This window comes from uncultured Aquimarina sp. (assembly GCF_947492115.1).
In the GTDB taxonomy this organism is placed as follows: domain Bacteria; phylum Bacteroidota; class Bacteroidia; order Flavobacteriales; family Flavobacteriaceae; genus Aquimarina.
In genome coordinates, this window is the sequence record NZ_CANLMM010000001.1 from 1 (window position 1) to 13,870 (window position 13,870).

The 13,870-nt window shown below is 31.2% G+C and carries 16 protein-coding genes; 6 read left to right on the forward strand and 10 right to left on the reverse strand.

All coding sequences use genetic code 11. The features are described 5' to 3' along the window. Nucleotides 1–458: 458 nt before the first annotated feature. The gene (locus tag Q1A73_RS00005; RefSeq protein ID WP_299600076.1) at nt 459–2,672 is read right to left on the reverse strand and encodes an ATP-binding protein; all 2,214 of its coding nucleotides are present in this window, start codon (nt 2,670–2,672) and stop codon (nt 459–461) included. Between the two features lie 197 nt (nt 2,673–2,869). Between Q1A73_RS00005 and Q1A73_RS00010 the strand changes: the two genes are divergently transcribed. Then, a complete protein-coding gene (locus Q1A73_RS00010; RefSeq protein ID WP_299600078.1) occupies nt 2,870–3,496 on the forward strand; it encodes a hemolysin III family protein in 627 nt (208 codons plus the stop codon). A 64-nt stretch (nt 3,497–3,560) separates the two neighbouring features. On the opposite strand, the gene Q1A73_RS00015 is transcribed toward Q1A73_RS00010, so the two are convergent. From Q1A73_RS00015 to Q1A73_RS00030, 4 genes are all read right to left on the reverse strand, one after another. Then, a complete protein-coding gene (locus Q1A73_RS00015; protein WP_299600080.1) occupies nt 3,561–4,361 on the reverse strand; it encodes a hypothetical protein in 801 nt (266 codons plus the stop codon). Nucleotides 4,362–4,486: 125 nt separating this feature from the next. Continuing rightward, nucleotides 4,487–4,915: a DUF4268 domain-containing protein gene (locus tag Q1A73_RS00020; RefSeq protein ID WP_299600082.1), complete on the reverse strand. Its 429-nt coding sequence runs from the start codon at nt 4,913–4,915 to the stop codon at nt 4,487–4,489. A gap of 1 nt (nt 4,916) precedes the next feature. Then, nucleotides 4,917–5,594 carry a ZIP family metal transporter gene (locus Q1A73_RS00025; protein ID WP_366141400.1) on the reverse strand — a complete coding sequence of 226 codons (678 nt, stop codon included), beginning with the start codon at nt 5,592–5,594 and terminating at the stop codon, nt 4,917–4,919. Beyond that, entirely contained in the window at nt 5,594–6,325 is a 732-nt protein-coding gene (locus tag Q1A73_RS00030) for a class I SAM-dependent methyltransferase (RefSeq protein ID WP_299600084.1), read from the reverse strand. Before Q1A73_RS00030 ends, Q1A73_RS00025 begins: the two co-directional genes overlap by 1 nt. Before the next feature lie 71 nt (nt 6,326–6,396). Between Q1A73_RS00030 and Q1A73_RS00035 the strand changes: the two genes are divergently transcribed. Beyond that, entirely contained in the window at nt 6,397–7,536 is a 1,140-nt protein-coding gene (locus tag Q1A73_RS00035) for a class I SAM-dependent RNA methyltransferase (protein WP_299602569.1), read from the forward strand. 12 nt (nt 7,537–7,548) lie between these two features. Here Q1A73_RS00035 and Q1A73_RS00040 read toward each other — a convergent pair whose 3' ends face one another. Genes Q1A73_RS00040 through rlmD form a run of 3 tightly spaced genes read right to left on the reverse strand, consistent with a single transcriptional unit; the run spans nt 7,549 to nt 10,167 of the window. Next, on the reverse strand, nt 7,549–8,274 hold the full coding sequence (locus Q1A73_RS00040) for a DUF6048 family protein (RefSeq protein ID WP_299600086.1): 726 nt from the start codon (nt 8,272–8,274) through the stop codon (nt 7,549–7,551). Beyond that, nucleotides 8,240–8,755 carry a DUF6452 family protein gene (locus tag Q1A73_RS00045; protein WP_299600088.1) on the reverse strand — a complete coding sequence of 172 codons (516 nt, stop codon included), beginning with the start codon at nt 8,753–8,755 and terminating at the stop codon, nt 8,240–8,242. Before Q1A73_RS00045 ends, Q1A73_RS00040 begins: the two co-directional genes overlap by 35 nt. Before the next feature lie 2 nt (nt 8,756–8,757). Further along, a complete protein-coding gene (rlmD, locus tag Q1A73_RS00050) occupies nt 8,758–10,167 on the reverse strand; it encodes a 23S rRNA (uracil(1939)-C(5))-methyltransferase RlmD (RefSeq protein ID WP_299600090.1) in 1,410 nt (469 codons plus the stop codon). 115 nt (nt 10,168–10,282) lie between these two features. Here rlmD and Q1A73_RS00055 point away from each other — a divergent pair, with 115 nt between their 5' ends. From Q1A73_RS00055 to rocD, 3 genes are all read left to right on the forward strand, one after another. Beyond that, a complete protein-coding gene (locus Q1A73_RS00055; protein WP_299600092.1) occupies nt 10,283–10,846 on the forward strand; it encodes a sigma-70 family RNA polymerase sigma factor in 564 nt (187 codons plus the stop codon). Nucleotide 10,847: 1 nt separating this feature from the next. Then, nucleotides 10,848–11,216 carry a DUF6768 family protein gene (locus tag Q1A73_RS00060; protein WP_299600094.1) on the forward strand — a complete coding sequence of 123 codons (369 nt, stop codon included), beginning with the start codon at nt 10,848–10,850 and terminating at the stop codon, nt 11,214–11,216. A gap of 244 nt (nt 11,217–11,460) precedes the next feature. After that, the gene (gene rocD / locus Q1A73_RS00065; RefSeq protein WP_299600096.1) at nt 11,461–12,738 is read left to right on the forward strand and encodes an ornithine--oxo-acid transaminase; all 1,278 of its coding nucleotides are present in this window, start codon (nt 11,461–11,463) and stop codon (nt 12,736–12,738) included. Between the two features lie 60 nt (nt 12,739–12,798). Here the strand turns inward: rocD and Q1A73_RS00070 are convergent, their stop codons facing one another. Both Q1A73_RS00070 and Q1A73_RS00075 read right to left on the reverse strand, forming a co-directional pair. Then, on the reverse strand, nt 12,799–13,185 hold the full coding sequence (locus Q1A73_RS00070) for a DUF2752 domain-containing protein (RefSeq protein ID WP_299600097.1): 387 nt from the start codon (nt 13,183–13,185) through the stop codon (nt 12,799–12,801). Between the two features lie 31 nt (nt 13,186–13,216). Next, nucleotides 13,217–13,492 (reverse strand): CD225/dispanin family protein, encoded by a 276-nt coding sequence (locus Q1A73_RS00075; protein ID WP_299600099.1) that lies wholly within the window; start codon nt 13,490–13,492, stop codon nt 13,217–13,219. 152 nt (nt 13,493–13,644) lie between these two features. Between Q1A73_RS00075 and Q1A73_RS00080 the strand changes: the two genes are divergently transcribed. After that, complete coding sequence (locus Q1A73_RS00080; protein WP_299600101.1) at nt 13,645–13,866, forward strand: hypothetical protein; 222 nt, start codon at nt 13,645–13,647, stop codon at nt 13,864–13,866. Nucleotides 13,867–13,870 lie beyond the last annotated feature (4 nt).

Sequence of the window (13,870 nt, forward strand, 5' to 3'; positions counted from 1 at the left end):
GGTACTACAATCGTGGGAGAGTAGGTCGCCGCCTTCCTTGAAAACCCTTCATTATGACAATGAAGGGTTTTTTTATGTAGTAAACTGAAGCTGTATAGAATACATACCACTTACTGCTAATAGCAGCAAAGAACTAAAAAGCACTCAGAGAACAACCACGAATACGCGCTACTGGAAAACCAGGAAGAATGGGTCTACATTGAGAAGCAACACTACAACTATGACCAGTAGCACCACTGCCATTGGATGGACAACTCGATGGATAACCACCGTTTATACTTGATTGCTCTTCTTTGTGTAATTAATTAATACTTTCGATGATTGTTGATTGGTACGGGGTAAGTGTTATAAATTGCTATATCTTAAAAATAAAAGCCCAAATTAAAAATGAAATTTGGACTTTTAAAAGAGAATATTAACCAGTAGCTAATATCTTTAATGCGGTAAATAATATAAATCTAGGAGGCCTTAGAAATTTCTCCATTTAGATTTGTTTCAATTTTGTTAAAGAATTCTTCGTTCTTATAGGGTTTTCTTAAGAAATCATTGAAACCTGAGTTCGGGTCTAAAATTGCTTGTACAGTATCTTGTGTGTCAGATGCTGTTAATGCTATGATAGGAACTGTGGGGTTAAATGTTCTAATTATTTTAGTTGCTTCCATACCTCCCATATTTGGCATGTTCAGATCCATAAGAATTAGATCGTAATGATTTTCCTTAACCATTTGCGTAGCTATTAGACCATCATCAGCGATTTCTGAAGGATAACCTTTAGTTTTTAGAACATTCTTAGTTACGATTTGATTTATTTTATTGTCTTCAACAATAAGTATTTTATAGTCTTCTTTATTTAAAAGAGGAATACATTCTTTTTGTTTGTTAATAGGACTACTATTTTCTTTAGTTGTATCAATCTCAAAATCTACCGTAAAATAGAATGTAGTTCCTTTACCTGGAGTACTGTTGATTTTTATATCGCCTCCATGAAGATTTACTAAATTTTTTACAATATGTAAACCTAAACCTGTTCCTGTAGTGTGATCTTTGGCATCCGCTTGAGAAAATTTTTCAAATATTATTTCTTGTTTGTCTAATGGAATACCTCTTCCATCATCTTTTATTTCAAATGTGATTTCTACTTTGTTGTTTTTTACAATTGGATTGATAAAATTCAGCCATATGTTTCCATTTTTGGTAAATTTATTTGCGTTACTAATAAGATTAATAAAAATTTGAGATAATCTTACTTGGTCTCCAATCAAGTGATGTGGAATTTTTTCATCAAAATTTAAGTGTAATGTATTTCCATTTTTGTCTGCTTGATATTCAAATGAGTTTTTGATATCATCTGCCAATCCTTTTATATTGTAACTAGTTTTATCTAATGTAATCTCGTAAGATTCCATTTTTGTTACTTGTAATACGTCATTAATAAGGTTTAGTAGATGATCCGCAGAGAATTTCATTAGTTTTATAAATTTATGATTTTCTTCATCTTTAATTCTTTCCATAAGGATAGAAGATAAACCAACTACTCCATATAACGGAGTTCTAAGCTCATGACTTACAGTAGAAATGAACTTTGTTTTAACAGCAGCTAATCTGTCGGACTTTTCTTTGGAAATTTTAAGTTCTTTATTCCTAATGGCTAAAGATTCACCTAGAATTTTTGTTTTTCTATGATTATAAATAAAGAAACAAAACAGAATCAAACATAATACTAATAAGGATAATGTGAAAATTGAAATTTTTTGTGACTGTTTTGCTTTTTCTGTTTGTATAGTATTATTCTTATTACTAACAACTAGTTTTTCTTTAAACTCATTATTTTCTAATTTTTCTATTTCTAGTGCAGTTTCATGATGTGTTGTGTATTTTTTTAAAATGGCATAGGCTCTATCTTGCCTTCCTAGTTTAACAAGCAAATCTTCATACTTTTTGTAAACAGTCATAGCTTGTCTGAACATTTTGTTTTTTTCTGCAATTGAGGCAGCCATTTCGAAATACCGTATAGCATTGCTATAGTTTTTGTGAATCACAAAGTATTCTCCAAACCTAGTATAAGTGTTTAATAGATTAACTGGGTATTGTGAATTGTTTCTGAAATATTTTTGACATTTCTCTAATAAAGAATATGCTTTTCTATAATTTCTTGTTTTTAAATAAATGTTTGCCAAATTAAGTTCCACTACATGCAAGGAATGCATGTCTAAATCTTCAGAATATTTGTAGATTTCTTTGATTCTTTTTAAAGCTCTTCCAGGTTTATTAAAGCCTTCTAGATATACTAATGCAAGATTGTTGTTTACATCTATGGTAAGTTCAGAATTATCCTTCAGTTCTTTTATAAATAATTCAGCAACTTTATATTCTTTTAGGGCTTTTTTGTATTCTTTGTTTGAATAATAAATATTACCTAGTAAATTGTATGCATACCCCTTAATATAATATTCTTGTTGACTATTGAATTTAGAAGAAACATCAATAATCCTTTCAATTATCATAACACCATTAGCTCTTCCAATGGAGTTTAAATGTTCTTCGGTATCTGTAATTGTACAGGTAAGTTCCGAAAATGACATTTCTTCATATTGATTTGCGTATATGGTAGAATGAAATAGATTAATACATACGAAACATATAAAATACTGGGCTATTTTAGTACTTTTCATTGTTTATGACAGATTTTAGGGCAATCAAATATAGTTAAAAAAAACAAAATAACGGTTTAAATACTTATTAAATACGGTTAAAGTGTAATTTTTTACGTTTTATGATATTTAAAATAAGTTTATTCTTACGTAATTAATTGATATTTACAAGTAATATATTTGAGTAAGTACAAATCACTTTTTTATTTTTGTGTTTAATGAAACAACAATCTGATTTAGAAGAAAAGTGGAATTGGTTAAGTCATGGTTTAGGATTTATCATGTCAATATTAGGTCTATTTGTATTGATATTTTATGATAATGGCAAAACACCTTTCAGCAAATTTTCAATTTGCATATATGGAGTATCTTTAATTGTTTTATATTTTTCTTCTGCACTATATCATTATACAAGAGATCTTAATTTAAAGAATAAATTAAGAATCATGGATCATGTAGGGATATATATATTAATTGCAGGAACTTATACTCCTGTAACCCTAATAGCTTTAGTACATAGTAAGGGATGGTTGCTTTTTATCTTAGTTTGGTCGTTAGCACTCTTAGGTTCAATTTTGAAGTTGTTTTTCACTGGTAAATACGAAGTTGTGTCGGTTCTTCTTTATTTATTAATGGGATGGTTAATTGTGATAGATTTTTCGCAACTTACAGAAACAGTTGGTAAAAATGCAATCATGTATTTGATTTATGGAGGTTTAGCTTATACTGTTGGGATTATTTTTTATGCGGTTAAAAAGCTAAATTTTAATCATGTGATTTGGCATTTTTTTGTTCTGGCAGGAAGTGTTTTTCACTTCATATTTATTTGGAAGTTTGTTATTTAAGATAATACTATATCAGGCTAGTGAAATTTGCCTGATATAGTAAGTAGTACTTTATAATTGAAGTTTATCCTCGGCATCCACGAATGACACCAAATACATAATCATCGGCTGCTTCATTAAACTCATCACCACAATTACGATCACTGCTTCCGCCACTTGCATTATTCACATTACTACATTGATCATGATCCATACAATCTTTTGTCCAGGCACTAGGAATCCACCATCTTCCGCAATCAGCACCACATCTTCCCATACAACCATAATTTCTTCTTGGTTTACTTCCAACTTTTACACGATCTCTATGATTACCGCTAGAATCATCATATTCTGCTGTTACGTACGTGTTTTTTCGTATACATGTAATTCCTTCATTTCTACTTTTTAGATTTATAGAATTTGATGGTGATTGAATACTCCTTTTTGCGTAGATGTACCCAACAGGTGATTTACCCCAATATTCCATTAATGTTAGCAAAGTATATTCTGCCATTGAGATTTCTCCCTTTTTAGAATCTAGTAGGTAGTCTGAGATGATTTTTCCTGTATTAAGTAATGCTTCTTTTTGAGGTTCAGAAAAATTATTGTCATGTCCATCAATGCTCATTTTTTCTTTACTAAAATCAATGAGAGCATCAATGTTCCGTTTATCAATAGATATTGATACTTTAAATTCAAGCTCAGATATTGCTTTTACAGAATACTCGATAGTGCTATTATTAGTGTCTAACTTACCAGATAGCATATCTTCATTTTGTATTTCTAGACCGATTTCTTGAGCTTCGGGAGAGCTATTTTCTTTAGTACATTGAAGACATAAAAGTGCGCATAGCACAATTGCTATGGAGTTAACATAGTTTTTCATAATTACTGAGTTTGTGTTTTAGTTACTTGTAAGATAAGAAAAACTACTAAAAATGAGAATTTATTAAAATTTTAGTGCTAAAATTAAAAAATTGTTATAAAAAAATATTTAAAAATGCCATAATGTTAATCTTGGATAATGTCTTTGTATTCTAAAAAGAAGTTTTCAAGTTTGTCCATGTAAGTGTTTAGAAACTTCATCGTTGTTTCCCATGTTTTTTTGTTATGAATACTTACATCTGGTAACTCGATATATATTTTAGAAATTACTTTACCGTTTTCTAGAATATATTGTTCATCAAAGATAATGTCACTAATATATTCTTCTTTAAGAATATTCTTCAGACTTAAAAATTTATCATAATAATATGCTCGAATAAGATTATCATGGGGTTCAATATCAATAGATACTTGAGCAATTTTGGTAGTAAACGTAAACTTAAGTGTAACATCTTTAATTTTGGTGTTATACAACAACCATTTTCTTGGATACTCAATCCCAAAATTGGTCCAAAATTCCTGTCTTATTTTTTTCGATTCCTCTTTGCTAAACATACTATATAATATAAGCACATGCTGTGGCCGCTAGAATAACCATCAATTTAGTAATATTAAATTTATGGCCTTCGTTGCTTTCAAATAATATGGTTGTAGATACATGCAAAAAAATACCAATTACAAGAGCTGTGATTTCCTTATAATATTTTTGTACGGCTTCAAAATGTTCCGAAATCAATGTTCCCAAAGGAGTCATTAAAGCAAAAATGAAAAGTAAACCAAGTATGGTTGTTCTTTTTATTTGAGTATTAATTAAAAATGTTGTTAGAATCATAGCAATAGGAATTTTATGAACTATAATTCCCACAAGTATTCCTTCTGTATGATGAATAGGAAAACCTTCTAAAAGCGCATGAATACCTAAACTTATAAATAACAATTTAGGGATTCTTGTTGTCTTTTTCTGAAGGTGAATATGTCCGTGTTCTGCACCTTTCGAAAAATACTCTAATATCTTTTGCAGAAGAATTCCAATCATAATCCAAACACCTGTTTGTTTGGCGTGCGGATGATCTTCGAAAACTTCGGGTAATAAATTGAATATAGTAATTGCTAATAAAAAAGCACCACTAAATGCTAAAAGTAATTTTAGGTTTTTCTGATTGCTAGGCTTAAATATATATACAATTAAAGATCCTACGAAAACTGCTAATATGGAAAAAATGTGGTGATACACTATTTAAAAATAAGAATGAGTCTAGAAGAATTGGTTTTGTGAAATTTTTGGAGTTGGTAATTTCCAAAAATGTCAATTAAATCTGCTTTAGCTTCGTTAAAGTATGCTTTAAAATCTTCTAATGTTATTGCTTTTACTTTCTCTGTAAAGAAATAGTCTTCATTATTGTCTTCGAATCTAATTTCTTTATGGATGTATCCTTCTTTTACATATCTTTTTATGTGAAAGGTAATTCCTGATACTTCCTTAGTTTCTTCTGGTACAAGATGATCAATAACATAATCTACATTCATAAAATCAATTACTCCAAATCCAGTTTCGTTTAAATTTGATTTTATAGCTTTAATTGTACTTAGGTTGCATTCTTCTTTTTCAAAATATCCAAAACTCGTAAATAGATTAAAAACTCCAGAAAACTTTTCATGATAAGGTTTAGACATATCATGTACTCTAAATCTCAGTGTTTCGTTTTCAAATTGAGAAGCATATTTTATGCTGTTTTTCGATAAATCCACTCCTGTAACATCAAAACCCAATTGATTAAGATAAATACTATGTCTTCCTTTTCCACAAGCAAGATCAAGTAATTTTTCTCCAGGTTCTAGATTTAAATAATTACTTAAGTTGTCCATGAATTGCTGCGCTTCTTCATGACCTCTATCTTTATATAATATATGATAATATGGTGTATCAAACCAAGATGCATACCACATTGTAGAATCTTTTAGCATAGGGCGCAAAATTAATGTATTTTTGCCGTTTAATAATAGCGAATTAGAAGATAGTGAGCAATTCATTTAAAATGGTGGCCAAAACCTTCTTTGGTTTTGAAGAAATATTAGCACAAGAGCTTAGGAATTTAGGTGCCCTAAAAGTGCAAGTAGGGAATAGGATGGTTAGTTTTTATGGAGATAAAGGATTTATGTATAAGGCTAACCTTTGTATGAGAACTGCATTAAAGATTTTAAAACCAATTGGCACGAAAAAAATTCGGAACGAGAGAGATTTGTATAATTTTATACAATCTATTCGTTGGGAAGAGTATTTGAATGAAAATGAAAGCTTTGCAATTTATACTACAGTGAATTCAACGATTTTTCGACATTCGCAATTTGTTTCCCTAAAGTCGAAAGATGCAATTGTAGATAAATTTAGAAAGGAAAAAGGCAAACGACCTAATGTAAATACAGATTATCCAGATTTAACTATCAATATACACATACAGCAGGATTTATGTACTGTGTCATTAGACAGTTCTGGAGGGTCATTACACCATAGAGGATATAGAACGGCAACAAATATAGCGCCTATTAATGAGGTTTTGGCAGCAGGTTTGTTATTGCTATCTGGATGGGATGGAAGATCTGATTTTCTAGATCCTATGTGTGGTAGTGGGACACTCGCTATAGAAGCTGCTATGATAGCCTGTAATATTCCTGCTAATCTAAATCGTAAAGAGTTCGCTTTCGAAAAGTGGTTAGATTGGGATATGGATTTGTTTGAAAAAATAGAAGCTGCTTGCCTGAATAAGACCAGAGAGTTTCAACATAAAATTGTAGGTTTTGATAAGGCGCCTTCTGCAATAAGAAAAGCGAAAAAAAATGTAGAAAATGCCAATCTTTCGGATTTTGTTACGATCGAACATCAAAACTTTTTTGAAAGTTCTAAAGAAGTAGAAGGTAAATTACATATGGTTTTTAATCCACCTTATGGAGAACGTTTAGAACTTAATGAAGAAGAATTTTATGGTAAAATAGGAGATACATTAAAACAAGAATACCCAAATACCAACGCTTGGTTTATTACTTCTAATCTCGAAGCTCTTAAATATGTAGGGCTTCGACCTTCTAGAAAAATAAAGGTATTTAATGGTAAACTAGAATCTCGATTGGTGAAATACGAAATGTACTCAGGAAGTAAAAAAGCAAAATTCCAAAAATAGATTTAAACTAGATTATCTTTTCTTTTTATAAAAAGGGATTAAGTAACTTACCGTATAGGTGTATCCAACATTAAATTCACTAAAATCGTTAGTTTTCCCAAATCCAGGAATGAATAAATTTTCAAATCCTGCAGGATCTTGTTCGTTTACAATTCTTCGTAAAGACACGCTCGCACCTAAATAGATATTTTTAAATAGTTCTACTTTAAGGCCTAATACTAGTTCTATCCAACCAGCGGTTAAGCCTGTAGATTCTCTTGCTTGATTTCTGAAGTTATCAGGATTATTATCCAAATCAAAAAAGTCAGTTCCTGTAAAAATACTATAGCTATTTAGTTTTTGATCAAAATTAGAAAATCCATACCTAAGTCCCGCAAAAATGCTATTCTGCATTCCATACCAATTCTTGTAAGTATTATAGTCAATTCCTAATCTTACATAGCTTCCAGATCCTTCCACATTAATATTGGTCTCATCTCGAACGAGGGATTCATTACCAATTTCGGCAGCGATATAATAATTTTTATAGACTCGATAGTCAGCATTAATCTCGAACCCTGAATAGTCATCATTTACAGCAGTTCTTATAAATCTTGCAATATCTACACCAAACCTTAATCCATATTTCTCCGATGGAGGTAGTGTATCTCTTTCAGTAAGATTAGGCTCTTCCTGAGAATAAATAATGCCTGAAATTAGGATGCTAGTGAAAAATAAGTACGTGCGCAGCTGTTTCATCAGTAATGTTATCTTCTTCTATAGTAATTCTTTTTATCCAGTTTCCGCCATCTTCTTCATTTTCGAAACTGGCTGTAAGTCCGTTGTAATTCACTTTAAAACCACAAGCACTACTTACATACTCTTCAACAGGAGTATACTGAAAACTAACCTCATCTATATTAGGTACTACTTCATCATCGGTGGTATCGGAATCGACAGTAAATTGAAAATTAGTTAACAAACCTCTAGTTCTAAGTGGAATCATAATTGAATCTTGGTTAGTTTCATAATCAATGATATTGAGAAAACCAATTGCACTCACTTGTAATTCATTAGGTTGTTTTATGTCAGCACCTGTTTCATCATCAATAAATTTGATTATTAATAATGGGGTAGTGGGTGTGTCTTCTGCGCAGATATCGTCACGTTCACACCCTGTACTTATATACATAATACTCAGGCAGCAAAATAGTATGGTAAGAGTTTTATATAATTTCATTCCTATCTTTTTTCTAATAAAACCACGTTTTCTACATGATGTGTTTGTGGAAACATATCTACAGGTTGTACTTTGGTAACCTTATACATGCTATCTAATAACGACAGATCTCTTGCCTGTGTTGCACTATTGCAGCTTACATATACAATTTTGTTTGGTGATATGTTGAGTAATTGTCCTACGACATCCTTGTGCATTCCATCTCTAGGAGGATCGGTGATCACAACTTCTGGTTGTCCATGCGTTGCAATAAACTGAGCTGTAAATACTTTTTTCATATCACCTACATAAAACTCCACATTATCTATTCCATTATGTTTAGCATTTGCTTTTGCATCTTCGATTGCTTCAGGCACTGCTTCTACACCAATGACTTTTTTCGCTTTTTTCGCTACAAACTGAGCTATAGTCCCAGTCCCCGTATATAAATCATAAACTAATTCTTCTCCGCTAAGACCTGCAAAATCTCGGGTAATTTTATAGAGTTCATAGGCTTGTTTGGAATTCGTTTGATAAAATGATTTAGGATTTATTTTAAAACGAAGCCCTTCCATCTCTTCTTCGATATGATCTTTTCCGTGATAACAAATCACTTCCTGATCGTAAATAGTATCATTGCCTTTAGAATTGATTACATATTGCAGGGATGTGATTTCTGGAAATTCTGAAATAATGTAATCCAATAATAAGGTTCTCTTTTCAACATCCTCATGAAAAAACTGAATCAATACCATTATTTCACCAGTTGAAACAATACGCATCATCAGGGTTCTCAAAAACCCTTTTTGATTTCGGGCATTATAAAATGCTAGGTCATTTTGTGTAGCAAAAGCTTTAATCTTATTTCTTATAGCATTACTTGGGTCTTCTTGTAGATGACATTTATCAATATCTAAGATTTTGTCCCACATTCCAGGAATATGAAACCCTAATGCGTTTCGATTTCCAATTTCCGTATCACTTTGTATTTCTTCTAATGTTAACCATCTGCTATCACTAAAAGAGAATTCCATTTTGTTTCTATAAAAAAAATGATCTTCAGACCCTAAAATAGGAGTAACTTCTGGTAGTTGGATTTTTCCTAATCTTGTTAGGTTATTAACTACTTCCTGTTCTTTATAGGCTAATTGATGTTCATATGCCATAAATTGCCATTTACATCCACCACAAGTTCCAAAATGTTTACAAGCAGGAGTTACCCTTTTTTCAGATTTTTTATGAAAAACTGTAGCAGATCCTTCATAATAAGCTTTTCGTTTTTTAATAGTCTGAATATCGACTATATCTCCAGGAACTGCATTGTTTAAAAATATAATCTTCCCGTCTGGAGCTTTGGCGATGCTTTTTCCTTTAGCACCAGCATCGATCACTTCTATGTTTTCAAAAACCTTCTTTCTATTCTTTCTGGCCATAGCGCAAAAATAAGAATAGAAACCATATACTTATTAAATATTCAACATATCTTATAAAAAGATTGAAAAAAATGAACCTAAAATTTATTTCTACGTCTATAGTATAAAGGTTACCATGAAAGATGCTGATAAAATATTTGATTCCTTATTGGTTTTGAGATGCCAATCGGGAGATAAGAAGGCGGCTACAATTCTTGTAAAAAGGTGGCATAAAAAATTGTGTAAGCAAGCAAATTGGTATGTAAAAGATATGCATATTTCTAGAGACATTACCCAAGATTGTTGGAATACGATTTTTTTAAAAATATCAGATCTTAAGAATACCAATAGCTTTGGTAGCTGGGCATTGTCTATAGTAAATAGGAAATCTATTGATTGGCTTCGTAAAAATAGGAAAGAGAAAGAAGTATTAGATTCCTATTTGAAAGAAATAAATCCTCCAATTTTGGAATATGAGATAATTGATGAATCTGAAAATAGGAAGCAATTATTGAAAAAGGCAATTAGAAAGTTATCTATCGAGCAACAGATGATTTTAAATCTTTTTTACAAAGAAGAGTATAGTATAAAGGAGATAAGTACGATTGTAGGGGTCTCTTTAGGAACTGTAAAATCCCGCTTGTTTACTGCAAGAGAAAAATTAAAATCAATTTTAAAAACCAAAAACAATAAATACTGATATGGAAGATATTGATAAATTAATAAAAGAAACACTAACTGAAGAAGAAGCTAAATTCTATGATGATTTAGACGAACAAACTATTTTTGAAATGATAGGAGGATTATATAAGACCAAAAATAGGTGGATCATAGTCATTATGAATATCGTTAACTTAATTGCATTTGGTCTATTTATTTATTGTATTGTAAAGTTTTTAGAAACAGAAAATACTAACGAGCTTATAAAATGGAGTGTAGCTGGTTTGTTGAGTATTATGGTTGCATCAATGCTTAAAATATATTCCTGGTTACAAATAGACAAGAATGCCTTGATTAGAGAAATTAAAAGATTAGAACTACAGATTTCTTCTTTAGCTAGTAAGAAATGAATAGTCTTTCTGAAAAAGATGATGTTAAAGAATAATCATGGAAATCGTCTATTATTTTGAATAATTAAAAATTGTAAGCTGTATAGTTATGAAAATTAAATAATCCGTAAAGATTTAGTAATTTGCGCTTCTCTTAGGGATGATTTCTCTCCCACGCTGAATTTTCGTTCCGATATTTATCGGAATTTGCGAAAGGATAAAGGTACAGAAGGAATGGTTATTTTATCAATTTAAATTATTAAAAATGGCTGTTTTAGAAAAATTAACTTCTCAACAAGCAATCGATTTAGAAAACAAGTATGGAGCTCATAATTACCATCCTTTACCAGTGGTATTAAGTAAAGGTGAAGGGGTATATGTATGGGATGTTGAAGGAAAGAAATATTATGATTTTTTAAGTGCGTATTCTGCAGTAAATCAGGGACATTGTCACCCAAAAATTGTGGGTGCAATGATGGAACAAGCACAAACACTTACACTTACATCAAGAGCATTTTATAATGATAAATTAGGTGCATATGAAAAATTTGCATCAGAGTTTTTTGGTTTTGACAAACTATTACCTATGAATACAGGTGCTGAAGCTGTCGAAACTGCTCTAAAGATATGTAGGAAGTGGGCTTATGAGAAAAAAGGTATTCATGAAAATGAAGCACAAATAATAGTTTGTGAGAATAATTTTCACGGTAGAACTACTACCATCATATCATTTTCTAATGATCCGGTAGCAAGAAAAAATTTCGGACCTTATACATCAGGTTTTATAAAGATAGAGTATGATAATCTGAAGCAATTAGAAGAAGCTTTGGAGGCTAATAAAAATGTAGCTGGTTTTTTAGTAGAACCTATACAAGGAGAAGCAGGAGTTTACGTACCGTCAGAAGATTATTTAGCTAAAGCTAAAGCGTTATGTGAAAAACACAATGTTTTGTTCATAGCAGATGAAGTACAGACGGGTATCGCAAGAACAGGAAGGTTATTGGCAACGTGCGGTAATTGTTCTTGTAGTGATAAAAATTGTTCCGGTACTCCAAATGTAAAACCAGATATTTTGATTTTAGGGAAAGCTCTTAGTGGAGGAGCGTATCCTGTTTCAGGTGTACTGGCTAACGATGCTATTATGGAGGTTATACGACCAGGTAATCATGGTAGTACTTTTGGTGGTAATCCTGTGGCTGCAGCAGTAGCTATAGCGGCTTTAGAAGTGGTTAGAGATGAGAAACTCGCGGAGAATGCTTTTGAGTTAGGTGAATTATTCAGGGCTGAAATGAACGAGTATATCAAAACATCAAATATAGTTACTTTAGTTAGAGGTAAAGGATTATTAAATGCGATCGTAATTAACGATCATGAGGAAAGTGAAACTGCATGGAATATTTGTGTAGCACTTAAAGAAAATGGTTTATTAGCAAAACCTACTCATGGCAATATTATTCGTTTTGCACCTCCGTTAGTAATGAATAAAGAGCAATTGCTGGAGTGTGTAGATATCATTAAGAATACACTTAAAGAGTTTGAATAGAAATACCTTTTTTACTAGAATGTAAATTATAAAAGAGTGGGGCGATTGTTCCGCTCTTTTTTATGGAGCCAAATGACAAAACGGAGGAGTAGTTATGTTTCTTAAGATCCAATAAAAGATAATTATTAAAAATATGGCAATTGTAAAATACTTGTTGTAAGTCCAATCTGTGACCGTTTTATTAAAAAACGTTTTAGCAATATACTTATATCCCTTAATGCCCAATACAAATGTTAAGATTACAAAAAGAAGGTTGTGTTGTAATGCTTGTAAAATGCGACCATGTAATAAATCGTGTACTGCACGTTGACTTCCACAGCCAGGACAATGATACCCCGTAAGAGAGTGAAAAATACAACTAGGAAAAAAACCATCACCAGTTTGAGATTCTGGATCATGTAAGTAGTAGTACTGAACTAAAAAAAATATAGGTACTAGCGCTAACAAGTACCCATACTTTAAATATTTATTTGGTAATTTAAAATGCACTTTGACTCATTCCAGAAAAGATTGCTATTCCAAAAAAGATAAAGTATAGCACCCAGCCAATAAGACTTACTCCGATACCTATCAGACCCCATAGTTTTGCATTTTTAGAGGCAGTGACGGCGCCTTCGTAGTCTCCAGCATCATATTTTGTATTTACTTGAGTTGAATAAATAATACTTACAATACCTGTGATCATGCAACATAAAATTGTAGAAATGATTGCCAACGCTAGGTGATTGTTAGGTCTTGGTTGATTAGCTTCCATATATATATAAACTTAATTAATAATTAGTATTTATTGAAACGACAAACGTTAGAATATAGGGGTGTTAATTATTTCAGACCTACAATATACACAATTTGAGTATTCTATAAATTAATGTGTATAAAAAATCTAATATTTGATACTTTTGCGATATGGATAAAACAAAACTCAAGAGAATTTTTAGTATTGTGTTGATTCTTGCAGGAGCTATTCTTTTAATTTTAGAATTAGCCTCTCCTGCAAAGAACTATTATTTGCAAGCTATAGGGATTGTATGTTTAATGACTGGTTTGTTTATTGTGAACACTTCTGTTTCTAGCAAGTCTGAAGAAATAGATCCTGCATTATCCAAAGTATCGGAGGAAGAAGAATAAAATA

What these genes read in the sequence shown, in the direction of transcription:
- Q1A73_RS00005 (WP_299600076.1), bottom strand. Translation starts at nt 2,672, where the DNA reads ATGAAAAGTACTAAAATAGCCCAGTATTTTATATGTTTCGTATGTATT.
- Q1A73_RS00010 (WP_299600078.1), top strand. Translation starts at nt 2,870, where the DNA reads ATGAAACAACAATCTGATTTAGAAGAAAAGTGGAATTGGTTAAGTCAT.
- Q1A73_RS00015 (WP_299600080.1), bottom strand. Translation starts at nt 4,361, where the DNA reads ATGAAAAACTATGTTAACTCCATAGCAATTGTGCTATGCGCACTTTTA.
- Q1A73_RS00020 (WP_299600082.1), bottom strand. Translation starts at nt 4,915, where the DNA reads ATGTTTAGCAAAGAGGAATCGAAAAAAATAAGACAGGAATTTTGGACC.
- Q1A73_RS00030 (WP_299600084.1), bottom strand. Translation starts at nt 6,325, where the DNA reads ATGCTAAAAGATTCTACAATGTGGTATGCATCTTGGTTTGATACACCA.
- Q1A73_RS00035 (WP_299602569.1), top strand. Translation starts at nt 6,397, where the DNA reads ATGGTGGCCAAAACCTTCTTTGGTTTTGAAGAAATATTAGCACAAGAG.
- Q1A73_RS00040 (WP_299600086.1), bottom strand. Translation starts at nt 8,274, where the DNA reads ATGAAACAGCTGCGCACGTACTTATTTTTCACTAGCATCCTAATTTCA.
- Q1A73_RS00045 (WP_299600088.1), bottom strand. Translation starts at nt 8,755, where the DNA reads ATGAAATTATATAAAACTCTTACCATACTATTTTGCTGCCTGAGTATT.
- rlmD (WP_299600090.1), bottom strand. Translation starts at nt 10,167, where the DNA reads ATGGCCAGAAAGAATAGAAAGAAGGTTTTTGAAAACATAGAAGTGATC.
- Q1A73_RS00055 (WP_299600092.1), top strand. Translation starts at nt 10,283, where the DNA reads ATGAAAGATGCTGATAAAATATTTGATTCCTTATTGGTTTTGAGATGC.
- Q1A73_RS00060 (WP_299600094.1), top strand. Translation starts at nt 10,848, where the DNA reads ATGGAAGATATTGATAAATTAATAAAAGAAACACTAACTGAAGAAGAA.
- rocD (WP_299600096.1), top strand. Translation starts at nt 11,461, where the DNA reads ATGGCTGTTTTAGAAAAATTAACTTCTCAACAAGCAATCGATTTAGAA.
- Q1A73_RS00075 (WP_299600099.1), bottom strand. Translation starts at nt 13,492, where the DNA reads ATGGAAGCTAATCAACCAAGACCTAACAATCACCTAGCGTTGGCAATC.
- Q1A73_RS00080 (WP_299600101.1), top strand. Translation starts at nt 13,645, where the DNA reads ATGGATAAAACAAAACTCAAGAGAATTTTTAGTATTGTGTTGATTCTT.